The organism is Photobacterium sp. DNB23_23_1, assembly GCF_052873815.1.
The window spans coordinates 1-26,567 of the sequence record NZ_JBNNXT010000054.1 but is presented as its reverse complement, the minus strand read 5'-3'; the positions used below and the strand labels follow the sequence as shown (position 1 = coordinate 26,567).

Here is a 26,567-nt window from a genome sequence, read left to right as displayed (position 1 = left end):
TATCATCGCTGCAGAATAAAGCGAACATGCCGGGATGCTATGAGTTGGAAAAACCTTGCTGCCGTTACTTTAGCGGTCAGTTTATTGGGTGGCTGTTCAGTCGTTGAGCGACTGGTTTATCGAATTGATATTAACCAGGGTAACTACCTGGAACAGAAAGATATCGACACCCTTCGATATGGAATGAACAAAGAGCAGGTACAGTTCGTGCTTGGCTCGCCAATGCTGGTTGAACCCGAGTATCCAGATACGTGGTATTACGTTTACTACCACAAGCCTGGCCACGGAGAGCCGCAACAGAAAAACCTGATCCTGAAGTTCAGTGCTCAGAACCAGCTGACCAGCCTTGAAGGGGACTATGAAAAAAGTCCTCAATTCATGGAGCAATTCAACTAAAGTTGCTCGACAACAGATTGCTGGTTGTCAGAAAACAAAAAAGCTCGCCATCGGCGAGCTTTTTCTTTTGTATATATTGTCAGCAAATGGCAGAGATTAGGCGTTCTCGCCCTTAGCGGCCAACGCTTCTTGCTTGGCTTGCTCCGCGCGCTTGCGGCGGATCTCTTTCGGGTCAGCCAGCAATGGGCGGTAAATCTCGATGCGGTCACCATCATGTACCGTTGCATCCAGCTTCACGTTACGGCTGTAAATGCCTACCTTGTTCTTTTTAAGATCAATCTCAGGGTACAAGGTCAGCACACCGGACTGTTCGATGATTTGCTGGACCTGCATATCCGGCGTAACCGTCACCCGGATAACCTTCTGCACATCAGGCAGTGCATACACCACCTCTACGTGAATCAACTTATCTTCAGAAATCATAAATCTCTCGTGCACGCTGGGTAAAAGCTGACACCATATTATTGGTCAAATCACGGAATACCTTACCAAACGCCGCTTCCACAAGGCCATTGGTAAATTCGAAGTCCAGCTTAAGCTCAACCTTGCACGCCTCGGCATCAAGTTCGGTGAAGTGCCAGCCACCCACCAAGCGGCTGAAAGGGCCGTCGACCAACTGCATCGCGATCAAACGACTGTCTGTCAGATCATTACGGGTCACAAATGTCTTCTTGATCCCAGCCTTGGACACATCAACAGCGGCCATCATATGCAGCTCTGAGCTTTCCAAGATTTTGCTCCCAGAGCAACCCGGCAGGAATGCAGGATAGGATTCAACATCGTTAACAAGTTCAAACATTTGTTTTGCACTAAATGGTACCAATGCAGAACGGCTGATCTGAGGCATAGCTTCTCCTTACGGTTAAAACGTGCCACCTGTCACGCGAAAACCTATGACAAGGACAAACCCAATGATACCATTACTGGGCTAACAGCCAAAATAAGCGTGTTTATTGTCATCATCTCATTGATTTATAAATAAACACTTTTCGACCAGCCAATGTAGTAAAGGCTGGGACAGCAACATTCAAGAGTATTTATGGCCAAGAAAAAACCAAAGCAAAGTAGCAATACAATTGCCAAGAACAAAAGCGCCCGCTTCGAGTTCGCGATCAGCGACGAGTACGAAGCCGGAATATCACTGCAGGGTTGGGAAGTAAAAGCCATCCGTGATGGCAAAGTCAACATGACTGAGAGTTATGTGTTCTTGCGCAACGGTGAAGCCTTCATTTCAGGCATGACCATCACCCCGCTCAATGCGGCTTCCACCCATGTGGTGGCCGACCCAACACGTACCCGCAAACTGCTGTTGAATCGTCGTGAAATCGATAAACTGTCAGGCGCAGTAAACCGTGACGGTGAAACAATTGTTGCCCTTTCTATGTACTGGAAGGCATCCTTTGTTAAACTAAAGATAGGTACCGCGCGTGGTAAGAAGCTTCATGACAAACGTGCAGATACCAAAGCACGTGATTGGCAGCGCGATAAGGCGCGCATCATGAAAAGCAGTAACCGTTAAAAGTAAATGGTCATAAGATGTTGAGGATTGGTGGTTTATCAACCATCTAGTTAGAGTTCGGTAGTCTTTCTGTTGACCCTAACGAATTTTCTGATACCATCGATCGAACTCTGGGGCTGATTTAGGATTCGACAGGATCACGAAGGCTTGTGGAGCATGCCGAGGTGCGGTTGGCCTCGTAAAAAAGCCGCAAAAAATAGTCGCAAACGACGAAAACTTCGCACTAGCAGCTTAATACCCTGCTGAGAGCGCTCCTGCCCTAGCTTTCGCTTGTAAGACGGGGATTAACAGGGGTTCAAACCCAAACAAGATAGCGAGGGAATCTTTGACTAGAGAGATGAACCGCGAAATAGAATTCTGGTATGTATTTGCATAGCGTGTCAGTTCGCAGTGTAGGTACGAGAATAAAGACTGACTAAGCATGTAGCGCCATCTGTTAGACTGATTTTGGACGCGGGTTCAACTCCCGCCAGCTCCACCAAATCTACATTTAAAGACGTCCTAGGGCGTCTTTTTTTGTATCCACATCAATATAAAATCAACAACTTATCATCCTGTAGTGTCCTCTAACGTCCTGCCCAATCTTTGACCAATAGTATTCCTTATGGTATTCCTAGTAATACATGTCGATTTCAGGAATACATCATAAGACGTAAGGATGTCTAGATGGCCAAGATAACAAAACCGTTAAGTGATAGAGAAATAAAAGCAGCTAAAAGTAGGGATAAAGATTACGTCCTATCTGATGGTGGCGGGCTGCAACTTCGCGTTCGTGCTCATGGCTCAAAGCTGTGGAACTTCAACTACATTCATCCTATCACTAAAAAGCGCGTTAACCTTGGTCTTGGCGCATACCCTGATGTATCCCTCTCAAAAGCACGTGAGCTAAGGCAAACTAACCGCCAGCTCGTTACTGAGGGCATAGACCCAAAAGCTTATAAACAAGAAACAATAGCAAAAAAGAAAGCACAAACAGAGCACACATTATTCAACGTAGCCCAACAGTGGTTCGAAGTAAAAAGTGACTCCATCACTGTTGATCATGCAAAAGATATTTGGCGTTCTCTAGAGCTCAATGTTTTTCCAGACCTAGGTCAATTACCGATAAGAAAAATATCTGCACCTTACGTGATTGACGTATTGAGACCTATAGAAGCAAAAGGCAGCTTAGAAACACTGAAACGTGTCGTTCAGCGCTTAAATGAAGTCATGATTTATGCAGTTAACTGCGGCCTGATTGATAGTAACCCGATTAGTGGCTTGAAATCAGTTTTCAAAAAGCCACAAAAAGAGAACATGAAAGCACTAGCACCCAATGAACTTCCAGAGCTAATGAGAGCTGTTGCTAACGCCAGTATAAAGAGAACAACACGCTGTCTAATCGAATGGCAGCTGCACACCATAACACGCCCTAGTGAGGCAGCTGGTGCCCGCTGGGAGGAGATAGACCTAGAACGTAAAGTCTGGACTATACCTGCAGAGCGAATGAAAAAGCGCCGTGAACACTCCATTCCACTAACCTCTGAGTCTATTGCGCTACTGGAGGCCATTCATCCACTAAGCGGTCACAGAGAATTTATATTCCCGTCAGACCGTGATCCAAAGAAACCCTGTAACAGCCAAACGGCTAACATGGCACTTAAACGCATGGGTTTTGAGGGAAGGCTTGTTAGTCATGGTCTACGCTCTCTTGCCAGCACCACGCTAAACGAGCAAGGGTTCAACTCTGATCTGATAGAGGCAGCATTAGCCCACGTAGATAGCAATCAGGTACGGGCAGCTTATAACCGGACTGATTACCTAGAACAACGTCGTGAAATGATGAGCTGGTGGAGCCGGAACATAAGAGAGGCTGCACAAGGCAACCTCTCTATAACGGGAGCTAAGAATTTGAAAATAAAATAGTTACTACAACTAAAATATCACCACCACAGCGAAGTCTTGCTTGAGTAATAGTGGTAAGCTTGTCTCTGCCACTACAACTCAGCTTTTTCACACCGCTGTCAAAGTATCCCCACCATGCTTAGTCACACGCGGCCTACATTGAATCTTCATTGCATCACTTACAAATGCATTGTCATTTGCTTTGCTAGACCAGATATATGCCTCTCCAGGTCTTAAAGCACCTAGCTTCTCGGGTGTTAAGGACTTCAATCCAATGCACGCTTTCTGAATATGCTTTAACCAATCGGGAGCGTTAAACTTGTGCAGTATTATCTGAGAAGAAAGCTGAATAAGCTCGACAGGAACAGACGGTGGATCTTGACTAGCAATCATCACACTAGTGCCCTTATGACGCATTTCACGAACCGTTTCCACAAGACCTTTTACTAGGTCAGGACTATCGATGTACTTATGACACTCATCAAAAACGATAAGTTTGTTAAAAGACTGTCCTTGGTACTTAGCTTCCGAGAATATTTGCAGAAGCACTACAAATAAACCCAACGCTTCATCTTTTTCAATGAACTCATCACGTACATCTACAACGATCATTCTGCCAGGGCGAATCAGTGAACCAACATTTAATTGGTCATCAATGTACTGCTCGGCAAAATCCAAACGCATATCTGCTAGGTCTTTAAGAGAGTCAGAAAGACTAGAGTTTTGTATTCCATCTCTAATTGCCTTAATTGACAGGTTATTTCGATTTTTCCGCATTATATTGCCCAACTGGCGAATATATGCAGCTTGGTTTCCGATAGCCCCCATCAGAAATTTCCAATGTCCCGCAGTTAGTTCTGATGAACAAAACTTCAGTGGATGAACTTCAATACCTGGGTACTCGATGCGCCTTTCATCTAATTTGTCTTCTGGTGCAAGTAACACTACATCATCCAACGATGTTGGCTCTGCTCCATAAACTGCCTTTAGCTTTGCCAATTGTGATTTATCATCATTTGGGGCGATCATCGACGTAAACTCTGGTTTGTAATCCTGAGTAGCACTGTAATGAAATATAACACTCGCTAGTTCTTTGTGTAGCGTATTGATCGATGGGATTGATTTAGTTGCCATTTCAACAACTGAACCCAAAGTATAGCTTTTCCCCCCTCCTTGAACACCAAATAGACTTAACGTGTGAGTATGGTTTAAATCTAAAGCGACTTTTCGACCATGAACTTCTCCAAGCAGTCCAAACTGAGCTGACTCGCCATTTACACCCAAAACAATATCATGTGGGACGATATCAACCTTACAACTGGTTGATATCTTTGGCTGATTAACGTGTTTTATTTCATCTGGCTCTGGCTCTGGCTCTGGCTCTGGCTCTGGCTCTGGCTCTGGCTCTGGCTCTGGCTCTGGCTCTGGCTCTGGCTCTACAGTATGTTCATTCTCAATATCTTGAATCGAAACAAGAGAATCTTCCTTAATTTCATTTTTATTCACTGATGCCAATGATGAATTATCATACTCAATAGATGAACTATTTTCTTCATCTCCATTAACGTCAAAGGAACTAGATCTCTGCGGCAACTCAATAGTAGACCCAGATACCAGCTCATCCCACGATACGGTTCTATCTCGCTCTTTGTGTAGAAATTCAGCCGATTCCAACTTAGGCAGAGTTAGCTCAAGTAAGTCCAACGTGCCTTCACTTTGGTCATCATCCTCAAACACTTTAGTTGATAGCAATTCGTCGATATGGTTTCGCCCAACACGATGAAACTCGATACCGACTTCTTTTTCAACGCCGGAGCTATTCTGACCAAAATCGAAAATAACAGCACTACGGGTAATCGAAAGCTTGTAGCCTTGTTCCAATGTTCGAAGCAGAAATTTTGCTTCCTCGACAACTTCAGAACTCAATAAGCCAAATCGCTCGGAACGCTTCAGATAATGCTCAAGAAGGACACAGAGCTTTTGTGTTTTAACTAAGCGATCTGGTCTATCCGGCGTTGTGCGCGTTGAATCAAAATGACGTTGAATAACACGCTCCGATTGTGAAATTTGTTCAGCTATACTCTTCTTTAAGCTCTCGTACTTTGTCAGATCGCCGACTTCTGAATAGCACTTAACTTCAACTAAATTACAACGAATCGTGCGTGATGATGCATCTAAATCAAATAATGCTAAATCTGTTCTTTTGAAACTAACATCAGCACCTAATTCACCATCAGCCTTTTGAAGCTCAGAATAAAGCTCAAGGTGAGCATCTAAAGGAACTACTACCTGGTCCTTAAACACTCCTTGGTACTCTAAATAAAGTTTAGATAGTGCTAAACCTAGGGCTTCCGACTTTGAAGCACTATTAGAGGCAAGTTTTAACGCAAGTCTACCTGACAACGCTCTAAGCGAATCTAAAACCCGAGTCGCCTTATCAACATCAGGAACAATTTGATGTTGTTCTAAAGTACCTCTCAACAAAGCTTCTATTTCTGTTGTTGAGCGAGATGTAATAACAAAATTATGGGTATTTGAGGAGGCCATTTCCGGACTATGATCAATCAGATAGTCTGGTCGGCCGTCTTTACCACCGTGATCAAAGAACTCAATACCCAAGTTTCTATCGACAGTGAACACCCAATCACTGACTTCATGCAATTGATTTAACAGAGCTCTCTCAGCGCTATCAAGAGCCAACCTGACCACTGGTACCTGCTCTAAAGAAAAATCTCCTGTCGCCAGCGAAGCTGTTATAGCGGACATTAATTTAGGGAGTTTGGCAACAGTCTCCGATATCTGCCCGCCGAAAAGCATTTTCGCAGCGCCATGTCTCGTGTGGCGATCCCAAGCAACAACCCCATTCTCATCGAAGTAATCAATGCAATAGTCCTGATACAACCCATATATAGGCGCAACTTGTTCGTCTGCCTGCGGTTTTACTACCGATAACTCTTGTGCAGGGAACACATCGAATAACATGCTTAGATGAGACTGAAACTCATCAGGCGACTGCTCAAACTCAGAGCTCGCTCTGAGCGAAATACTTAATTTCGGTTGCAAGTGATTTTCAGCTGAATGAAATAGCTGGTTTTCATTCTCACTGTCTTCGCCACTATTTATTAGCTTAAATAAATCAGCACCTACTTCTATCGCATATGGGTCAGCTACGAATAGACGAATATCAAAACTAATATGCTTTAGCTCCGGTTTCTTTCTCAAAGCCAACAACATACCCGCTACGGCTCCCGCAGACCCCGCGTTAAACACATTGATCGATAAACAGTTCACATAAGGATGTTGTATCAGATATCTTTCGACTTTTGTGGCGAGAAAGGCACTGCTTTGCTTACCAACTTGCTGGTAATCATTTTTAATACCAAATGCAGTTTTAATTTTATCAATGAGTGCTTGTGGCTCTTTTTCTTGTGCAGACGACAGAATACTCCAAAATGGATGAATACTATCAAGTGCGACCATCAACTGGCCCTGAGAGTCTGGCAGTACGTAAGGAAAATTGGTTAACGCGAGTTCTTCTAATAAACTGTTTTTAGTCCCTACCGCGATTTCCTTACCAACCTTCTCACTCGGTCTTGCCCAAGCTTCCGCAAGAGAAGCCCATCCACCTAGCCATAAAGCCCTTAGTGGATGTGTAGGCCCCAGTAACATGGCCTTTTTATAGCTGCCGTCATAATTCCATATCACGATTGAAAGTGAATCCAAGCGAAGTAACGCGGCTAATTCAGTCGAATAGTCATGTCCATTTTCAGTTTCCTGAAATACCGCGGCTAGGTATTCTAGATAGCTGCTGGAATACAGGTAGGCTTCATGTGATGAAGACACATGATCATGAGCGACAGAAACTAGCTCTTTCTCATCTTGATGTATAACTTGAAAGTAAGTTTCACGCGCCACTTTAAACTTTTCAAACTGGCTTTCTACACCCTTTATTGGCCAATCTACAGCATCGGCACCAGACTCACTTGCTTCTTGATTGCGAATTTCTACACGCCAAGTCAAAGCTGCCATTGGGTTAGCTAGAATTTTTTGCTCAAAGTTTTTTAAGTAAGTGGTAACGGGAATTTGAATACCACTTCCTTTCTTGAATTTCACATTGATGATCGACTCAGCCTTACTCTTACTATCCTGCCAAGTCGTTTCCATTACTTCAGCATTGCTAAATTTCTCAGTTTCGATGACGTTGGCAAATTCAGCTTTAATCTTCGCATGCGCTAATGACGCCTCTCTGACTCTTCGCCCCTCAATTGGCTCAACCTCTGCATCTGCTGCTGGCAAAACATAAAACAGATCACTTTCATTAATTCGTGAGCCAGCTTCCTCCGCCCTGGACGTACCCCAGGGTATTGGACACAGTTTGTCATCAACCAAAGGTAATAATTCATCATTTTCATCAAACGCTTGAATTCGAATGTAATGCCAACCTTCTTCCCATTCGATTCCAGTCAACTTGTTAAACGTGATTGTAACTTTGGATTTTGATGTAGCTTTACCTACCTTAATTAACCCAACAAAATCACCTTGTTGAGTAAACACCTGAGCTTTATATTTCGCTAAACCATTAACTTCACTAGGCTTTGGTGAAACAGAAAAAGTCACAGAAAACTTTTTCAAACCACCTTGGCCAGTAGTTAATACTTGTTGGCCAATCAGTTGTTGCAAATTTGGGTCTGTTTCATCATCAGGAATAAGCGGCAAACCAACCTCAGTCACCGTTAAACAAACTGCATCAGTGGCATCTTCCTCATACTGAAAGCGCCATTTATCAAAAGTGAGTGCCCAGTTGCTGCTATCCACCACTAATTGCTTGCGCCAACTGCTATCGAGTAGATTTTCCTGATCATTTAAAAAGAGTGCTAATCTCTTGTTAAAATCTTCACCTTCTAGCTGCAGGTCATAAACGGTTGCAATCGCTGATTTCTCAGAGCGGTTTATAATTTGTACACACTCGCGATTTTTAACTAATTTGCGTACCAACATGGAATGATCTTGATGCAACTCAAGATCAGGAATCAGCCCCAGCTCGTAAAGAGCAGCACCAGCAACACTTGGATCAAAGCCATTAATCTTAATCGTTAGCGCGTATCGCAACCATTGATAAGCACTGAGTTTTAACGCCGCCTTTTCTTGAAGAATGAAGTAAACTTCGTCCAACAACCGCTTAATCGGATCAGGAGATTCAGCCTTTACTTGATTAAACGCAAGCCAATAAGCATCTGAAATATCAATTTGTTCAAAGGTCGCTGCACCAAAAGAGTCTTCAGAGGACGTTTTTAATTCATTGGGTACAAAAATCAGTAATGGCTGGCGAAGCTGGCCGTGTTCATCAGGGTTTCGCAGTTCAACAAGCTTGGTACTGGTAACCGAAAAATTACGCGTCGCTTTCACTGCCAATACGGCAACCTGGGCATACTCAACCGCACCTGTTACGACTTCACTAAGCTGATACATCAGCTCTGTTTCTAAATCAGATACCTTCATGCAGTGGCCCGCACCGCGAGTTTCTAGTAACATCTTAAACTTAGGTACAAGGACACTGATTAAGCTGCCGTCAATATCTGACTTAATAACGGTTTGAATTCCCTTAATCATGCACTATGTCCTTTCATACTCTCATTTTGCTTACTATTTATCTGATACCTTGGAGTAACCGTTTGTGTTACATACGCATCAGAAAGATCGCGATAAAAACCAATTTCTCGTAACCGGCGTTTAAAACCAGATAAGTTATCTCTAAGCGCTTTATTCACATCAATTGATGACTCACAGAAAGCATCTGTGTCGGGTAACGAATCAATAAAAATGCCATATCGTTCTTTTAAGAAAGTTAACAGCTCATCAACTCTTAACTCCTTTGTGTGAAAACCCAAGTCACCACCTTTGGTGAGTACCGCCAGCTGTAACAACACTTCTAGCAAACGTCCATCAACGCTAAATCGACGGCCACCATTACTGCCACTTTGTTGCTCTAACAAAGCGCCAGGCTTATTTTTGAGCATAAAACTATCTAGGTTTTTGACTAAGCCAGAACGGATTGCATTACCTTGTACAAACAACAAAATTTCTATGTAGGTTTCATACTCTGGTAAGCCAAGTTGGGTAATAGCATGAATCTCTGGTGGAATGTCTTCTGATTCATGAGCAGATGACACTGACGCATCTAAAATTCCAGCGTTGCGCTGACCAAAAAACTGATCGCGCTCTTGCTCTAACGGCGACTCCAGCAGAGTGAACAAATCAGGCACTGACATTTGTTTTATCGATTTTGACCCCGATAATTTACCTTTTTTCGATAGATACTCTGCAAATTCATCGAGTTTTTTAACGCCGAAATAGGCTTTAATAAAAGCAGGAATACGCTTGTAGTGTAACGTCGCACTTTGCTCAGCCATCGATTCACTCAAGCTATTAGCTCCATTTGTCATGTCCACATAGAGCGCCGTCTTTTGTTTATTGCTCTCTTGGAGATTACGGCCCTTACTCTTAGCCAAAGCGGGTAGCAACTTAAACAATTTCAATTGATATAGGGCCAGGTGAAAGGCTAACAATATCTTTATGTACTCAACCATCACTGAACGAGGAATATACTGGCGATACGTCAGCAGCTTAATGATATCTTCAGCTAAAATATCCGCAGCTTGTTGATTAAGCGGCGCAAACCGTTCTTGTAAGTCAGCATGATCCGGCGCGTCAGACTTCACTTGATCAGACAGTCTTAAAATTGCCTGTGTTTCAACATCTACTTGCGAAGAACTATCATACTGGCCTGTCGTAGAATCGACACCAGCAAAGAAAAACTGTTTGAGTCGGTTAATCGCAGTCTGACCATTATTGGCATGGTATAGCAACTCATATACTTGCTTAGAGGCACCATAATCCCGGCAATTTTTAGGATTTCGAAACAAATAAGTATTACCGTGAAGTGGTCTCGGCGCAGCAACCGCTTCGTTAGCCTTGCCACGATTAATTAAGTCCACCAAGTGGGTTTCAATCCACTTTTCAATAGTAATAGGGGCTTGAGAGAAGTTTTTAAAATGCTTTCCGTTACGAGAGTCTAGAAACTCGTCTTTAAACAACTCAACCGTCATACCTTTAGCACTTAGTTTACTGGATGCGCCATTGTGCTTTAGCCGAGCGAACAGATGAGTTAAGACTCTGTCCATTTCGACAATTTTGTAATCAAGATAGCTCACTTTATTGGTGCGAAAAGCCTTATCTTTTTTACCTAACTTCATGGCTGAACCTCCGCTACCAATCGTTCTAACTGCAACACACCACCTTCGTCGCGGATTATTTTTTCATACTGTTGGCCGTTGGTAGTTAGCAAAACCTCTTGATAAGGTGCTGAAGCCAATACGTTCTTGAATACAGTTAAACTTAAATAAAAACTCTGCTCCGCTTGAGCCGAAGGCACGTAGCCTTGATTGAGACGATGCAACATTTCAAACAAATCCAAGTCCAATTCCAACTCTGCGGTAAGGCCGGTTGCATCTTGGTACTTAAGCAATAGTGACTGCGGGCTATGCTCCACAAATGACGAGTTCATCGCTGAGTCTTTCACTTCAATGGAAAAAACATCCGATGGGAATAAGCGATAACTTCTAATAGTGCCTAAGTGTACCTTACGTACTTGCATCGCCAGTTGACCATTAAAATACATCGGGTTATGCAAACCTTCACCACGATTAATTGCATTAATGGCAAGCGATTTCGCTTCATTCAGTAATGCACTGTCTTCGAGGTAACGTACTAATAACTTCGCTGAACGATAAGGCAGTAATGTTTGCCAATTTTCTCCACGGCGCTCAAAGTAGGCCCTTCTGCGTAACATCCCAACCACATTACGATGAGATAGGTAGCGTTCCTTACTCTCACTTAATGCTGTGCCATTTGGTAAGCTCTGATGAGCATTGGCCAGAAGTTGGGTTTCGTGTTCACTACGCTGCTCAAACTGCAACCAATCAACAGCATCTAAACCTAAAAAGTCCAGTCCGCGATCTAAGCGAACGTCAGACCCTTGAGCAATATCGGTTTCTCTTAGCAGCTTTAGCAATCTATCTTGTGTATTGTCGTTACCGCACCAAGCGTTAAAGTAATAACCATGAATAATTTTGTCGGCTTCGCCATTGGCATAGATTTCTTTAATTTCGTTACAGGAGTATTCACCGACCAAGGTATAACTCAGTGCCGAACGCAAATCTCGCATCGTGATATGTAGCTGATTGCGTAAACTGGTCAGTTTGTAAATATACTTCAAACGCTCGATGACTTTAGGGCCAGTTTGCTCGTCTTGAAAGGTAGCAATATTGTGCTTAACGTAGCATTTGTCTTTTAGCGCACAATAATCACAGCCTTGCCAAACCTTGGCTGAAGTCATTTTTCCGATGATTCGCTCAAAAATAGACTCAGGTTGACTTTGCGTCGAAGCCAGCACATCGCGCATATTCAGGTTTACTACCGCTACGTCATTTTGCACTGAGCCATCTTTTAAACTTTGCTCAACTACGACTTTTAGAGCGGCAAAGCCTTCCGAGTGTTGGCTTAAAAAGTCGACTAGCCTACCTTCATTAATGGCAATTAAACGGGTTTCGTGGTGTGGCCATGAATTTGAATCATCACCTTTATAGACGCTAAAGAACTCTTCGAGTACCGCGTCATTATCTTTGCTACCTTCGTCTTGACTACCATCGTAGTTAGTTAGATATTTATGGCCATTTATTTCAAACCAATTGCCATTCCCTTGTGGGTTTAAGTGAACGCTCGTTCCTTGCGCTTCAACTTGAGACTCCAATTGTTGCAAAAATGCGGTTTTACCATCACCAGCATTACCAGTAATTAGCACTAACCGCAGTTGCCCAGCCAATATTGCTGGAGCAAGCTCGGTATCTAAGGAGGTTTCTACGTAAATTAACTTTGCGTAATCATCTAAACCTCGGGTACCTGCATTTGAATGCCGACTTTGGCTATACAGCGTCAGCATAAAATCATGAAACGCGGATTTACTTGGGTTAGAGCCGTCAGCAAGAGGTGGCAAATGAAACTGAGAAGTGCTTTCTTCCGATAAAGTTTGCGCCTTTTTCAACTGCTGGACTTTATTCAATGCTTTCAGCAATTGCTCGGCAGATTCAAAACGGTCAATTCGTTTAGGGGCGATCAGTTTTAGCAGAACCGCAGAAACATCATCGGTTAAATTAAAGCTCTGAGTAAACTCACTAGGATGACGTGCTAACTCATCCATAGGCGGGCACTGCACGTTGGCCCATGGATATTCACCGGTCATGGCACGATACAGGGTAATGCCCAAGGCATATAAGTCTCTGTCAACCAAATCAGAGGCTTGTGGTGTTTCGGTAATGCTTAAATCTGGGGGTAAATACTTTCTTGAACCGCCCCCTAAGGTTAGATCTTCAGCATCTACCGATACGTTAAAATCGATGATACGAACTTTGCCGTCTTTCCAAATCAGGTTTTGTGGCTTGATGTCACAGTGGAAAATATTGTGCTCGTGTAAATGTTGTAAACCTTCTGCTACTTGCTTGGCCATGGTCCACACTTCGTGTGCAGTTAATGAGCGCTGCTGGATCAGTTCACTGACATCTAGCCCTTCAAGATACTCAAAAACAATATAAGGGGGGCCTTGATTAGGTAATACGTCTGCATCGTACACCTTTACCACATAGGGGTGCTCTGGCAGTTTTATCAAGGTGCGGTATTCCTGCTTTAAACGCTCTAATACCGATTCTCTATCATTCAAAATCAGCTTCACCGCACGCGAAACATCACCAAAGGTATCCGTTACCTTATACACAACACCAAAACCGCCAGGTTTACCCAGCGGTTGCTGCACGACGTATTTATTAGTTAGCTGGTGGCCACTCGGTAAACGCTTGTAATTGACTGACGACTCATGTGCATTTGGATCTTTAACACCCAGTTGTGCTGGTTTATTAGGCTCAGTAACATCTGCTGCCGCTTTGGGTTGCCACAGCGCAGTAAATTGCTCTAATGCCTCGTCTGGACTAGGTCGCTGCATCGAATCTTTATGACACAAGGTTTGTAGCCAACTATCAAATTCTGCAGATAGCTGTTTATGTCGCTCACTCAACTTTGTACTGAGCAAACACGACCTTTCGATGGCTTGGGTGACCGAATCAAAGGCCGAATCACCACTAAACAGCTCGTAAATGACCAGGCCTAAACTGTAAATGTCCGAGGCACAACTGGCGGCATGGCTATCAGCCCATAGCTCTGGTGCCTTATAACGATTAGAAATTCGTTGCTGAACTTCGTCCGCAATTGTGGTGGTGTTTTCTGCACCTATACGAGCGTAGTCAAAATCAATCAGCCTTGGCTGGCCGTCGGCTCCCATCAAAATATGGTCAGGGGTAATATTGCGATGGACTACACCATTACGGCATAAGTGTACTAAAGCCAACAGCAGGTCATTAACGATGCGCTTTTTCTGATCCAATGTGAGCAGCGAGCTTGCGTCTTTAAGCTTTTTGCTAAGGATTTCGCCGGGAATGTCGTCGGTTAGGAGCAAATACTTGTCTTGAGCTTCGGTAACAAAGAAGTCTTTCACACCAATAATGGCAGAGTGCGAGGACATTTTTGCAATCGCACGATAAGCGTTTTCAATCAGACGTTTTTGCTTGTTGCGCTCCTCTTCCGGTAAGTAAGGATCTGCTTTATAGGCTTTGGCCAACACTGTACCGCCTTTACGGCCCGCAGTAATATTAAATACACGATATTCCGTAAAGTACTGGTTGTCAGCCAAGGTTTCAGCCACTTCCCAGTTGCCAAAGCGTTCACCATGGCTGCGTTTTTTTGCCGATTTACCCAAGGCCTCTGCGATAATCTGAATGTACTTAGTCACATTGCGCTCAAAGCGCTCTGGAATACAGGCACTGTCGGTAAAGAAACGGGTGCTGTTTTTTAGTGCCACTACATGGCCGCGCTCGCGATCTTCAGGGTCCTTGAAGTCGCAACCATCTATAGTGAGCACCACCGCAGTGTCCACATAGATGTTTTTTAAATCTCTATTTGCGCGATTTTGTTTACAAATGAGGCCCGATAAAGATTTCGCATTGCCGCGTAATTTTGGCAATGGCGAACGATAGCTGTTGTGGGAGGTGTGCCACATGGTGCCGTCCACCTCAACTTGGCCGTGGATGCCCTTGGCATCCACTAAGTAAATAGCATGGGGCGCAACAACACAGATATCTACTTCAAACAGCCGGTCGTACTGTTCAACCTCAAAGCTATGAATAATAAAGTAATCGTCTGGTAACTTTTCTTTTAACCAAGCGATGGCTTTGCGCTCTTCATCGTTAACCGCATCACCAATTGCAAATACCTGTGCCATAACCTCTCCTTAATGCTTTGGTGCAGCGGCTTCTATTGCGTCTTCGACCAATTTGATTGCCTGTCGCTCATAGGATTGAGCGTTATCTCTCATCTCTAAGGCTTTTAAACTAATCTCACCAATTACTTCAATTTCCTTAGACCCCAATTCGAACGGAATGAGCACATCTTTAATTATATTTTCGTCAAAGTGTGGAATTGAACCACCGTAAGTTAGTGCAGCAACTTGCTTGTAAGAAGTGTCACTTAAAAGAAATGCATACAAAAACGCAGCTTTTACTGAATCATTGGCGTAAAGTCTTACTAACATATGCGTAGTCGTTTTGTTATCTAAGTTACGACCTACCCATACAGGTCGACCTGTTAAGCCGCCTTTCTGTCCGAACGCTTGCACCAGAACAGTGCCATACTTCAAAAGCACATCGTCGTATTTTGATGTAGTTTTGGACAAGATGCCTTTTGCCTCTGGTTCTTTACAGAAAAGTGATGCACCTGTGAAGTACTCTGCACCATAATTTATATCGTCAATGTGAATTCGCTTAAAAATTCCAGGCAAAAATGTTGAGTCACAAAAATCACCGATTGTCATATGTCGATTGTTCTTTATAGCACGTTTTAAAATCTCCACTCTAGGATCATGAAAAGTAACATCAAATCTCTTTAATAAATCAGTAGACTTAATTACTGTGTATTTGGCATCGCTTGCCAGCTCTTCATGATAAGGAGCATCGATTCTTCTGACTAAGTCTGACAGCAACGTTGATGAGTCTTCATAAAGCTTTATTGATTTCTCCATTAATTCATTAACCTGGCTCTCAATATTTTTTGAAACGATTGGAATACTAAATCTCGCCAAGTCTTTAACATCTAAATGTTGAATAATAGATCCATAAGTTCCCATCTGAATAATTGGCTTACCAAACTTCCCATTCATTAATGCGTATACATAGCCTGGTAATACCTTTGAATCATCAATCGTGACCTTAATAATATCACCACATGCAAACAAATTTTCCATATCCCCAGAGATGTAAGACATTCTGCCAATGCTGCCTGCAGCGCTTACAAGAATATCTCTCTTCTTAACAAAGCATTTCTTATCGGTATTTGCGATCTCAGAAGACAAATATGGAAGATTAAACAAATGCATGTGAAGCATATTACTTGTATTGAGGAAGCCAACCCCATTATCTTTATCTACAAAAATTCTCTTTAGTTGTTTTCCTTTATACAAGCTCGATATATCACCTAAAGGCTGTTTTTTTATATTTAGTTTTACAATCGCAGCCCTCGCTTCAAAAGCAGCTGTCATATAGGGGCTACAATCAAGTCTAGTTTTCTCATCAATAATATTCTTTGATGTAATTGTTTTCACTATCATGCGTAAACCCTCGGATACCATACTTGAATCTGTTGCAATAAGCCGTTAAACGACTCATCTGCACAACCTTTGAAAGATACGTCCCTGGCAATACGCTTAAACAGCTGTGTATGAGCCTTCTTACGCCCCCAACCTTGACTACTAGCTATATTAATCGCTGATTTTGGATCAAAAGGTTTTAGGTCTTCGGCATTCCAAAGGTTTCGCTGCTGCAGCCACTCCCTAAGGCTAATGCCTTCTCTTTCTCTGGGATAATCAAAAACTGGCTCAATTCGTCGGGTATCCGCTTGCCACATTAATACTTCCAGCTCTGGGTTTATCGCCATGACAAAAAAACGCTCTTCAGGCCAACCTGCGGCACGCATATTGGCTTTAATAGTTTCACAAAACTGCTGATAATTCATTGTTTGTAGGTTGTCATTAAACGCAAAGTCGACCATAACGACTGCTTTTTTATGGGTATAAACATAGCTTTTCAGCAGGTTATGACCATCCTGATAAACACCCGGATCTTTTCGTGGGTGTTTAATTAAATCTTGCTTGGTGTCGAATTCAAATCTGGCGCATTGCAGTCGTGCATCAAACGCCGGATTTTCGAAAAAGCCTTCTACGGTGGCTTGCATTTCACCGTCGGCTACTAAAAAAACAATATCTCTCATGATTATTCCAACACTCCGGCCGCAAATAGGGTTCCTAAATCTACTTCGCCCTTCCATGATTTTAGGCGGGGGTGTTCATGGCCTTTTAATACTTCTGTTGCGCCGTCTTGGTTGAAGCGCATGGTGATGATTTGCTCTACTTCGCTATTGGCAAGTACCACTGGCGAGTGCGTTGATAACCACAGTTGCGTATCAGAGGTGAGTTTTAACGCTTCTAACACCACATCGACAGCTTTAGGATGAATACCGTTCTCAGGCTCTTCCAAGGTGATGATCTTAGGTGCATTTTGCAAATACGGGATAATGGTCAACGCTAAGATATGCAGAGTACCGTGTGACAAGCCGCTCGAAGGCACCACCATGCCGTTGCTATAGGTTAGTTCTAGGTAACAAAAGCTATCATCAATACGCTGCTTGGCTTCAATTTTGGCAATAGAGGGCAGTGCCATTTGCACCAACTCTAGCCATTCGTTTAAGCCTTCGGGATCGCTCTGCTGCAAGGCATGTACTTGCCAAGGTAGACTACTCCCGTCCGCTTTAAAGGCGTGCTTATCTCTTGGCGATGCAGCTAATCGCATTGCAGGCCATTGTGGCTCGTAGCAATGTGAGCCTTGTATAAGAAACTCTTGAAGCCATAGCGCTGCGGGATATAAATCATGGTCTGCAGGTAGCGCTGCCAAAGCCAATTGGTTATCTCGTAAGCCAAATTCAAGGATAGATGATTTTCCAGCTTGATACTCTGACTGGTATTTAACTTTGGTACCTAAACTGCGCGATAACACTTTAAACCAAGGCGCACTGCGCCTGAAATCATCTACGCCAATAAGACCCATGCCATGTTCTGGGCGCAATTCATTATTAGGAAAAAGCGTTAAGTGCTCTTCTGTAACTTGAAATTTGTCCTGGTTGATTCTGAACGATATTTCGTATCGCGCAGTATCGGGTCTTAATTCTATTTTCTGAAATTTTTTTAACCACGCATTACTAGCGCCTCTTAACAGCTCTTCAATAACTGAATGAGGCAGGCGCACTTCCAGTGCCAAGATAAAGTACTCACCTCGAAGCTGATGAACGACTTCTCTGGCTGAGTCTGCGCGTGCTCGCTCTCTGCCATTGGTGGGTTTAAAGAACGCATCGTTTATATCCGACACATTCAGTAAATCACCAAACAAAGCTGGGATATCAAGTAACGTTGTTTTACCTGAACCATTAGAGCCTGCAAATACATGCTGCTGCTCTAAGGCTAGATCCAGCGTATTAAAGCAGCGGTATTTGTAGGCCTCTATTCTTGAAATCATACCGATGGCTCCGGATTGTTAGCGCGAAACTCTTTCCAGGCTTTGGCAATTTTTGGCAGGTCATCATCTAAAATTTTGCTGCGACGCTTTAGCTTACGCACCACATTTTGGCCATTAATGCGAATACGCTCCTCAACTTCTTCTTCAATGACTTTTTCTTCACCGTCTGGGTGACGCTCATATAGCGTATTACCACGGCGATCAAAACCTACCTTTTCTGCAACCGCCATAAATACTGGGTATTCGGGCTCGCCACCAATGGCAATAGCATCTTTTTCAGTATCGGTTTTCTTTTTCAAGAACAGCAGGCTAGTTAAGATATTTACGTTAGCTTCAACGATAAATGACTCTACTGGTAAATCGACACAGCCAAGTACCCAACACTCTTGCATTAACCACCAGCGAATATATTCATCACCAGGGTTACCTAAAATACCGTCTGGTAACACGATACCCATACGCCCGCCTTGCTTAAGCCACTGCACGCAGCGCTCGATGAACAATATTTCAGGTGATACGGCATCTTTACGACGATCTGTTTTTCTGAAACCGCCGTTTTCCGTGCGTTCCCATACATAAGCAAGATCAAACTGTTCAAGAATTTGCTTGTCGGTAACAGGGATATCAGAGCCAAATGGCGGGTTAGTTAAAATAACATCGATGCTGCCGTCTTTACCGCTTGAATCACCAACAGGGATCTTTCTCTTAGCAGGTTCTACGCCTTTCAGATGTCCGTGCGGATATTCCAGTGAGTTCATGTGGTAGATGTTAGCCATGGCGTTACTTGCCATCACCACGTTCATTTGCGATGCGCGACACAGGAAGGGGTCAAAGTCACAGCCAAACAGATTATTTTCAGCAAACTCTTTAATTTGTTGCTGAATAGAAATGAACTCTTCTGTGGTTTCAGCGCCCAATTTGACTTTTTCTTCTTCGTGTAATTGCTTATTGATGAAGCTCAAAGTCTGCTCTAGGAAACCACCGGTACCGCATGATGGATCCAGCACTTTCTCATGTGGTTGTGGTGCCATCATTTCGACAATGAGTTTGATTGCGCCACGAGGCGTAAAGTACTGACCACGGTCACCACGCAGGTTATCACCAACTACTTCTTGATAGGCTGCACCTTTAGCGTCCATTTCAGTGCGGGTAAAATCGTACTTAGCAAGTTCAGACACCATGAATGACAGAGCGCGATCAGATAAGGTAATTTCTTCATTACCTGCAAAGATTTCTGGGTAGGCTTTTTTGACCTTTTCAAATAGCGGGTTGATGCGCGCTCTGATCTTCTTGCGGCCTTCGTCGTCGAATTGCTCCGTCGGTGATGCCCAGAATTCACGATCACGGTTGCCGATACGCTCATCGTACATTTTCGAGAAGATGAGGTATAAAAACTGCCAGAATGCGGCATCTTTAGGCATCCCTTCATTACCATGAATGAAGTTGTGACAACGACGAAACGCTGTAAGTAGCATCTCACGATCAGCGGTTCTTAGCTGTGCGTTTGACGCAACATCTCGGCTTCCTAAAGTTTCATCGGCTAATGGCCAATCACCAACTGCGTTGAACTTGGTATCGAAGCGAGATTCTTCCTTTTCCACAAAGAAAAACTCAATGCCATTAGTCCAAAGGCCCCACTGGCACTTTTCTAACACGTACTTATCACCAACCTGTTCACGCATCATATCTTCCATCAATTGAAGATCTTTCTGTGCCTGGTCGTGGTCACGCATTTTTACCGCTGACTTTTTACCTTTTTTAGGTTCTTTGTCACAGATAACGATACGACGAATATTTTCGGGTAAGTGCTCTGCACCGTGCTCGAAGATTGCTATATCGATTTTTTTACGTTTGCCACCTACCTTTATCGGTAGATCCAGTTCCATGTCTGCAGCACTTAAACCGTATTCATGAAACAAAGCTCTCAACGTTTTTTGGCGTACGAGCTCTTTCGGAGTTTGCTTGATCGGATTATTCGTCAAGTAATCCAGCATCATGCCGTCTTCGATGGCGAGTACTTCTGGTTGGTTTGACTCTTTAATAGTTGTCATTGTTTTCTCGGTATCTGTGATCATGAGCTAGCGTCTAACACTAATTCATCTTCTTAATCTTCAATGTTCTAGGCTAACTGCGCACTCTGGTGAAATGCAGTTAGACTGTTTAATAGCTTTTGACTGCATAATAGATTGAAGTACATGCCTTAAATGTTTCCACAATGCTCTTAAGCATCAATACTATATTTGAGCTTGGGTAAAGCATCAGCCTTCCTTCTGTTCTTCAATCCACTTTTCGAGATCCTCTCTCTTGAATCTCCATGAACCACCCACTTTGAAGCCAGGAAGCTTACCTTCACTTGCAAGCCTATATGCTGTTTTCTCAGCAAGTTTCAAGTAAGCAGCAACCTCTTTCAAGGTCAAAATTTGATCTGTCATTTCAATACAATAGCTCTCGATAGTTCTTGCAGGCAACTTTGATAATGAGAGAATATGCGAAAATTGGGGAATCAACAATAATAATTGAGCCATTATGAGAATAAGCGCTTATAACCTCGCCATAATAGAGTGAGGGCTCCTGATATTAAAAGCTTCTTAATTGCTTAACGCATTAATAAAAAATGCTTCCAAAGGGATTGTAAGTACCCGATTCAGGCTCATATCGCAAATAATGCTCAAATGCCTTCATAATCGATAAACAGGTATGACTGCATTATTTTTCAAATACATATTACTTGAGTGCGAATACCTACTCCCAACTACAGGAGGCTCTATGCACTCATCATCTCTCTCCAACTACCGGCAAAACTCACCCACCGAGCTACGTGAAGTTCTTGAAACCGCAGCTTCTATGCTCGCAGCTAAATATGCTCGACACGGATCTTTCACGAACCCTGAAGTCAGTAAGCAATACCTTCAAATGAAACTGGCTCATTATGACAAAGAAGTGTTCGGCGCCATGTTGCTCGATAACCAAAACCGGTTAATCACTTTTGAGGTGTTATTCACCGGCACGATAGATGCAGCAAGCATCTACCCAAGAGAAGTCGTTAAAGTTGCTCTAGTAGCCAATGCCGCTGCTGTTATCTTTGGCCACAATCATCCCTCTGGTGTACCGGAACCCTCGCAATCTGACCGACGAATCACAACTCGTTTATCTGACGCATTAGCTTTAATCGATATCAGAGTGCTAGATCATATCGTCGTTGGTGAAAGTTGTGTTTCGTTTGCAGAAAGAGGTTGGTTATGAATAAAACTATGCCTCATCCACTACTGGTGGACTACCTAAACACGCTGATTAAAAAACTTGATATTCCTGGGTATGCATCTCGTGTTGCACTGAACTTTCGCATCAGCGAGTACTACCGTAGCCGCACCGGCTTTCCTCCGGTAGAAATTCAGCTTGAAAGAGGACCATCTCACAGTTCACATTCAACGTGGCGAATCGTCTTCGTGACGAGTTTTTCCTATCCAACTGAAAATGCCTCCGAAGTCGACGTTGAACTCTATTTCAACTTCCTTAGAGGCTGGTTCTATCAACCCGATGTTGAACGGTGCAATCTGCACCAACCCAAAGTCACCGCTCTGTACCAATCCTACGAAGTCGCTTTACTGCGTCAACTTGCCCTCAACAGCTTCGACATCATCCAAGCCAGAATTACCGCAATAGATCACGCTAAAGGCGCAACAGAGTTGCCATACAAAAAGGAGAAAAATAGCTATGGACGAACCTATCACTAAGAACAGCCTGTACTTTAAATCAAATCAGTTCCCTATCTCAGAAAAGTTATACATTTCAATAGAGACTGCTGTAAATCAGACAACACCGAAAGAGCTTCCCAATGCCCTTACCATTAACTTCCGTGATACCACTTACAGCGCAGAAAACGGTGGCTTTCACCCCGTAGAGATCATGATTTGCCGAGATAGCGATAACTTGTGGGAAATTAGCTACATCATAGATTTTGCCTACAGCGGAGGACCTTACCCAGAATTAGGCATTGAGCTTGATTTCAATTTCAAGCACAACACTTTCCAGCAGATGTCTCTTGCTACGACCTTACTTAACACTCGAGATGTCATCGAGTTCTACCAAATATGGGAAAACAACTTTCTTAGTTACATCGCTATTGGTGCCTTTGACCAAGTAAAAGTATCCATGTAGGAAAACGAAGTTCCCATTTTGGTATTTTGGGAACTTGCCATCCCTTGTGTAGTAAGGACTCTTTCTTCTTGCTGGTTTTGAGGTACCCATAACTTGCATTCTCACCGAAAAAAGGAACCATCCTTATGGCAGAAGTTCAAGCGGTGAAAAGCCGCGATACCATTCAACTCATCAGTCACCTGCTAGAAATACGACACAGTCAGCAAATGGCGGACATCTGGAATGTCGGATTAAATCTAGCGCTGCGGATATCTGATTTGCTTGCTATTAAGTTTAGCGATATCGACGAAGATAGACTGACTATCCATGAATCAAAAACTGGTAAAAAAGCTCAAATCATTCTCAACCCCAAGAGCTTAAACATCATTCATCGTATCCAACAGGAGAATCCACATCATATTTACTTGTTTCAATCCTATCGTAACCAACAAGCCATCAACAGTCCGGCTAAACCTTTGAGTCGTCGTGCAGTCAGTAAAGTATTTGCATCTATTGGAGAGGAGATAAAGCTTTCCCTGGGTACTCACTCAATGCGAAAGACCCGCGGTTACCACCTGTATCAAAGCACCAAAGATATTGGCAGGGTCATGCGAATGCTTCGGCACAGCTCTGAAGGTGTGACACTCCGCTACATCGGTATCACCCAAGACGATATTGACAGTGATTTTAGAGAACTAGTGCTATGAGAAATGACATTATGAATATCGATATACTTCCACCAGCAAGTCGGCTTATCCGGATAAAAGAAGTACTCACAATAACTGGCCTATCACGCTCAAGCTTATACAAGCAAATAAACGAAGGTCGATTCCCCACTTCAGTCTCACTAGGGGAACGCTCTGTTGCCTGGATTGAGAGTGAAGTCCAAGGTTGGATAGGCGACAAAATATCAATAAGAGACAATGTGACAAGCTAACAAGCATAAGGACGGTACCCACAAGTACCGTCCAATAACTTTAGCTATAATCAATAATCACATCGGTACACAACCATACCCAATATCATCAGTATCTACATCACAGAAAGATGTACGCGAAGATATCCTGTCCTCAATCCATTGTATTACTTCTTCTTCAACCCAAGCGACTGAACGCTCGCCAAGTGATATGCTATTTGGAAAGCTGTTTTCACTCATTTTTTTATAGATATTAGAACGACTTAATGCTGTTAGGTGTATTACTTCTTTCAACTTAATTAATCTAACTGAGTTCATTTTTAATTCCTTGTTTAGTTCTTCCTCATTAGATGCACCAAACCCTTTAATAAAGAATCAAACCCTCTTTCTATTTTTTTTCAAGCACATATTACTAACTTGCATATGACCGTTCATATGCAAAATCCCACATCAATAAGGAGACAAAGAATGCCATTCGCATTTGTCGCTGGCTTTGTCGTCGGCGTTAGCTTGTACTACGTAACGAAGGAGGCATCTAATGCTATCGATTATTCTGGCTAAACCTGCAGCAGAACTATTTATCGCAGGCGTGATCGCTGGTTACTCTTGGGCAAAGGACAACGATGCTTAGAGTAACTACTGTTTAATGATTAAGGCATGGGTGCCCATGCCTTGTTTTTACTTAGCTAAACTAGCACCAAAATTTCTTTGACCACGCCCAATGCTCTTAGTGTGTTTTTTAGCCAAGTAGCGCGCTCTATTAATAACACTTTGATAGTTATGTAAAAAGCTATCGGCGTTGGTATTTAAGTGATAACAGGGATGCTCAGGAAAATGTACCAGATTAGGGTAATCCATCACCTCAACATTTAGTGCTCTAGACCAAGCTTTTCTTATCTTATTAGCTAGATTATTATCCTCAGACCCAAAGCTACCTAAGTTGTAATACCTATCTTTATTAAATAAAAGTAAGACATGAAAATGCTCATTATTGCTTTCGCCAAACTCTCTTACCCAAACATAACTCATACCACTGTTATGAACTCTTTTCCCATTTTTTATTTTTTTACATTCCTCGTGCTTTACCTGAGCTTTCAATGAATCAAAAAACCTCTTCATTACATCGTTATCAGAATTTATAAATACTGTTGGAAAGTCATAACTATAATCATTCTGTACATTACAGGGGGTAATAGGATATCTTAAATCAATTCGAATACAGAGCGTTCTTGGATACTTTGTAAGATGGTTATCCAATACATTTTCAATTCTATTCAAATAGTAATCGTTGTACTCATAGTTTACTTTCATAAATCATCCTTTTAGTTAGGTTCATAACTAAATGGATATACTTAATATAATACCAATCCGACATTCATGTTTATTTAAATAGACGTTCATTTAATCAAATAAATAACAAACCAACAATAAAACTCAATATAATTATAAGAAACTTTACTCTGAAGTTATATCACAATTTATTCCTAATCATTCAGTGTAATTTTCATAACGCGCAGCAATAACAACATCCGGTTCAAAACCAGAGTCATTAATTAGCAAATCCAAATATGGATAAAAAGCCATAAGAGATAAGTTACCCCCTGTTATATCAATTCCTCTTCCCCCTGTTCTTGTGATATTTGCTAATTTTTGAGCCATCATGCAACTTAGTGGAATAATAATATCAATCAAATTTTCCTGTTGGTTAAATGATATAGGAAATCCTCGAAGCTGGTCCTTTATCATAATCCGTATTTCAGGGTGTTCAATAAAATCATATGGGTAGGAATACCCTCCACAATTTGACATTGAAATGATTTTTAATGCCGTAGAGCAAACCACTACTTCAATTGCATCAAGCAAGTTACTTTTCTCTAACTTTCTCCATAAATCCGTACTTTGCTCTATATCCCTTAATAATGGTGTTCGCACCCTTTCTGGAACCGATATAAATGGTTCATACAAACACCTCTTTAATTTACTCTTTTCCAACTCATACCAATAAAATTTACTTAATATATCCTTCATATCAGTGCTCTTCTGCAAATACTCCTCAATTTCTTTCTTATGAGTAAGAACAGATATAACTTGAATCTCTGTTGGCCTCTTATCATTGATAACAATATTGGGACCAGATTTTCTATTTTTCTTGTTAGGCAAGTATGCCAAGACGAGTTTATTATCATTAACCCTTTTAATTTTCCCTTCAAGGGCAGAAAGGTATCCTTTTGCATCCAATTTTAGAAGGTTTGAGGAAATATTACGGTGTGGAATTCCAGTCAGCCTGGATAAATTAAGATATTGAAACGCAATAATAGGGCCAAAGTTGCCTTCCAGCGCCAATATACCCACCATTAAAATTCGTTGAGAGGCTGTCAGCTTGCCTCCCTTCCCTGCACGCTGATTGAACAAAAAATCCCTAATAGCAGTACTAAGCTCTCCCCTGATGAACTCAATGTCTTCAGGGTAATTGATTAACCTGTATTCGAAAGAGTTTGCCCCGAGGCTAGTTTTTACCTTCGGCCGATATAGGAGATTCGACGTTTCCAACTCTCCAACAGCCTTCTTTTTTATGAGGTATTTTCTCGCCCATATCTCTTGAGCTTGACTGTTTGTGTCAATCCATGACTTGCTCATTCCTAGGTACCTATCAAATTGCATATTAAATGTGTTATACAATAATTCATCGTAAAAAATCGACTGTGAAGTACTGATTTTGTCAAAATTTAGAAGTGAAACACTGATCAAACTAGAATGGCTGCATGAACATATAACTTCACTGGAAGTGCGGCTTTCACCTTCCAGTAGGTTGTTATGGTTAGGTATGCTTCACTTATCATTTGAGAGCAATGAGTGCTTTGTGCAAGGGAGTGTGAAAGAACTCAGCAGTCGGTTCGGGCTTTGTGATAAAACGTTCCAGAAGGCTGTTGGAGAGTTGGAAACGTCGAATCTCCTATATCGGCCGAAGGTAAAAACTAGCCTCGGGGCAAACTCT

The 26,567-nt window shown here is 42.5% G+C and carries 22 protein-coding genes and 1 other RNA gene; 10 read left to right on the top strand and 13 right to left on the bottom strand.

The features are described 5' to 3' along the window. The first annotated feature begins 39 nt into the window (after window positions 1-39). Window positions 40-396, top strand: a complete 357-nt coding sequence (gene bamE, locus ACVA53_RS22720) for an outer membrane protein assembly factor BamE (protein WP_107351830.1) — start codon at window positions 40-42, stop codon at window positions 394-396. A gap of 96 nt (window positions 397-492) precedes the next feature. On the opposite strand, the gene ACVA53_RS22715 is transcribed toward bamE, so the two are convergent. Together ACVA53_RS22715 and ACVA53_RS22710 are read right to left on the bottom strand one after the other, a co-directional pair. Next, window positions 493-819 (bottom strand): RnfH family protein, encoded by a 327-nt coding sequence (locus ACVA53_RS22715; protein WP_255044053.1) that lies wholly within the window; start codon window positions 817-819, stop codon window positions 493-495. Next, window positions 809-1,243, bottom strand: coding sequence for an SRPBCC family protein (locus ACVA53_RS22710; protein WP_255044054.1), 435 nt, complete (start codon window positions 1,241-1,243; stop codon window positions 809-811). Before ACVA53_RS22710 ends, ACVA53_RS22715 begins: the two co-directional genes overlap by 11 nt. 192 nt (window positions 1,244-1,435) lie before the next feature. Here ACVA53_RS22710 and smpB point away from each other — a divergent pair, with 192 nt between their 5' ends. The 3 genes from smpB to ACVA53_RS22695 all read left to right on the top strand — a co-directional run bounded on the left by smpB (window position 1,436) and on the right by ACVA53_RS22695 (window position 3,820). Continuing rightward, on the top strand, window positions 1,436-1,915 hold the full coding sequence (gene smpB, locus ACVA53_RS22705) for an SsrA-binding protein SmpB (protein WP_107351827.1): 480 nt from the start codon (window positions 1,436-1,438) through the stop codon (window positions 1,913-1,915). 112 nt (window positions 1,916-2,027) lie between these two features. Beyond that, window positions 2,028-2,396, top strand: a transfer-messenger RNA (tmRNA) gene (gene ssrA, locus ACVA53_RS22700). Window positions 2,397-2,581: 185 nt separating this feature from the next. Next, window positions 2,582-3,820 carry an integrase domain-containing protein gene (locus ACVA53_RS22695; RefSeq protein ID WP_446506346.1) on the top strand — a complete coding sequence of 413 codons (1,239 nt, stop codon included), beginning with the start codon at window positions 2,582-2,584 and terminating at the stop codon, window positions 3,818-3,820. A gap of 87 nt (window positions 3,821-3,907) precedes the next feature. Here ACVA53_RS22695 and mads8 read toward each other — a convergent pair whose 3' ends face one another. The 8 genes from mads8 to mads1 all read right to left on the bottom strand — a co-directional run bounded on the left by mads8 (window position 3,908) and on the right by mads1 (window position 20,951). Next, window positions 3,908-9,409: a methylation-associated defense system ATP-binding protein MAD8 gene (gene mads8, locus ACVA53_RS22690; RefSeq protein WP_446506345.1), complete on the bottom strand. Its 5,502-nt coding sequence runs from the start codon at window positions 9,407-9,409 to the stop codon at window positions 3,908-3,910. Next, entirely contained in the window at window positions 9,406-11,052 is a 1,647-nt protein-coding gene (gene mads7 / locus ACVA53_RS22685; protein WP_446506344.1) for a methylation-associated defense system protein MAD7, read from the bottom strand. Before mads7 ends, mads8 begins: the two co-directional genes overlap by 4 nt. Further along, window positions 11,049-15,182: a methylation-associated defense system protein kinase MAD6 gene (gene mads6, locus ACVA53_RS22680; protein ID WP_446506343.1), complete on the bottom strand. Its 4,134-nt coding sequence runs from the start codon at window positions 15,180-15,182 to the stop codon at window positions 11,049-11,051. Before mads6 ends, mads7 begins: the two co-directional genes overlap by 4 nt. 9 nt (window positions 15,183-15,191) lie before the next feature. After that, on the bottom strand, window positions 15,192-16,562 hold the full coding sequence (locus tag ACVA53_RS22675; protein WP_446506342.1) for a restriction endonuclease subunit S: 1,371 nt from the start codon (window positions 16,560-16,562) through the stop codon (window positions 15,192-15,194). Beyond that, window positions 16,559-17,221, bottom strand: a complete 663-nt coding sequence (mads4, locus tag ACVA53_RS22670; RefSeq protein ID WP_446506341.1) for a methylation-associated defense system protein MAD4 — start codon at window positions 17,219-17,221, stop codon at window positions 16,559-16,561. The genes ACVA53_RS22675 and mads4 overlap by 4 nt, the downstream gene beginning before the upstream one ends. A gap of 2 nt (window positions 17,222-17,223) precedes the next feature. Further along, a complete protein-coding gene (gene mads3, locus ACVA53_RS22665) occupies window positions 17,224-18,519 on the bottom strand; it encodes a methylation-associated defense system AAA family ATPase MAD3 (RefSeq protein ID WP_446506340.1) in 1,296 nt (431 codons plus the stop codon). After that, window positions 18,516-20,570, bottom strand: a complete 2,055-nt coding sequence (mads2, locus tag ACVA53_RS22660) for a methylation-associated defense system DNA methyltransferase MAD2 (RefSeq protein ID WP_446506339.1) — start codon at window positions 20,568-20,570, stop codon at window positions 18,516-18,518. The genes mads3 and mads2 overlap by 4 nt, the downstream gene beginning before the upstream one ends. A 207-nt stretch (window positions 20,571-20,777) precedes the next feature. After that, on the bottom strand, window positions 20,778-20,951 hold the full coding sequence (gene mads1, locus ACVA53_RS22655) for a methylation-associated defense system helix-turn-helix domain-containing protein MAD1 (RefSeq protein WP_267922765.1): 174 nt from the start codon (window positions 20,949-20,951) through the stop codon (window positions 20,778-20,780). Between the two features lie 334 nt (window positions 20,952-21,285). Here mads1 and radC point away from each other — a divergent pair, with 334 nt between their 5' ends. The 5 genes from radC (at window position 21,286) to ACVA53_RS22630 (ending at window position 23,593) form a co-directional block, all read left to right on the top strand. After that, window positions 21,286-21,762 carry a RadC family protein gene (radC, locus tag ACVA53_RS22650; protein ID WP_446506338.1) on the top strand — a complete coding sequence of 159 codons (477 nt, stop codon included), beginning with the start codon at window positions 21,286-21,288 and terminating at the stop codon, window positions 21,760-21,762. 8 nt (window positions 21,763-21,770) lie between these two features. Beyond that, window positions 21,771-22,253, top strand: coding sequence for a DUF2787 family protein (locus tag ACVA53_RS22645; RefSeq protein WP_446506337.1), 483 nt, complete (start codon window positions 21,771-21,773; stop codon window positions 22,251-22,253). Next, a complete protein-coding gene (locus ACVA53_RS22640; protein ID WP_446506336.1) occupies window positions 22,234-22,677 on the top strand; it encodes a DUF2787 domain-containing protein in 444 nt (147 codons plus the stop codon). The genes ACVA53_RS22645 and ACVA53_RS22640 overlap by 20 nt, the downstream gene beginning before the upstream one ends. A 125-nt stretch (window positions 22,678-22,802) precedes the next feature. Further along, window positions 22,803-23,363, top strand: a complete 561-nt coding sequence (locus ACVA53_RS22635) for a tyrosine-type recombinase/integrase (protein WP_446506335.1) — start codon at window positions 22,803-22,805, stop codon at window positions 23,361-23,363. After that, on the top strand, window positions 23,360-23,593 hold the full coding sequence (locus tag ACVA53_RS22630; RefSeq protein ID WP_446506334.1) for a helix-turn-helix transcriptional regulator: 234 nt from the start codon (window positions 23,360-23,362) through the stop codon (window positions 23,591-23,593). Before ACVA53_RS22635 ends, ACVA53_RS22630 begins: the two co-directional genes overlap by 4 nt. 57 nt (window positions 23,594-23,650) lie before the next feature. Here the strand turns inward: ACVA53_RS22630 and ACVA53_RS22625 are convergent, their stop codons facing one another. The 3 genes from ACVA53_RS22625 to ACVA53_RS22615 form a co-directional block, all read right to left on the bottom strand. After that, the gene (locus tag ACVA53_RS22625) at window positions 23,651-23,890 is read right to left on the bottom strand and encodes an AlpA family transcriptional regulator (RefSeq protein ID WP_446506333.1); all 240 of its coding nucleotides are present in this window, start codon (window positions 23,888-23,890) and stop codon (window positions 23,651-23,653) included. Window positions 23,891-24,250: 360 nt separating this feature from the next. Continuing rightward, entirely contained in the window at window positions 24,251-24,883 is a 633-nt protein-coding gene (locus tag ACVA53_RS22620) for an inovirus Gp2 family protein (RefSeq protein WP_446506332.1), read from the bottom strand. Window positions 24,884-25,060: 177 nt separating this feature from the next. After that, complete coding sequence (locus tag ACVA53_RS22615; protein WP_446506331.1) at window positions 25,061-26,209, bottom strand: hypothetical protein; 1,149 nt, start codon at window positions 26,207-26,209, stop codon at window positions 25,061-25,063. 148 nt (window positions 26,210-26,357) lie between these two features. On the opposite strand from ACVA53_RS22615, the gene ACVA53_RS22610 reads away from it, so the two are divergent. Further along, a partial coding sequence (locus tag ACVA53_RS22610) for a helix-turn-helix domain-containing protein (protein WP_446506350.1) occupies window positions 26,358-26,567 on the top strand: 210 nt, incomplete at its 3' end.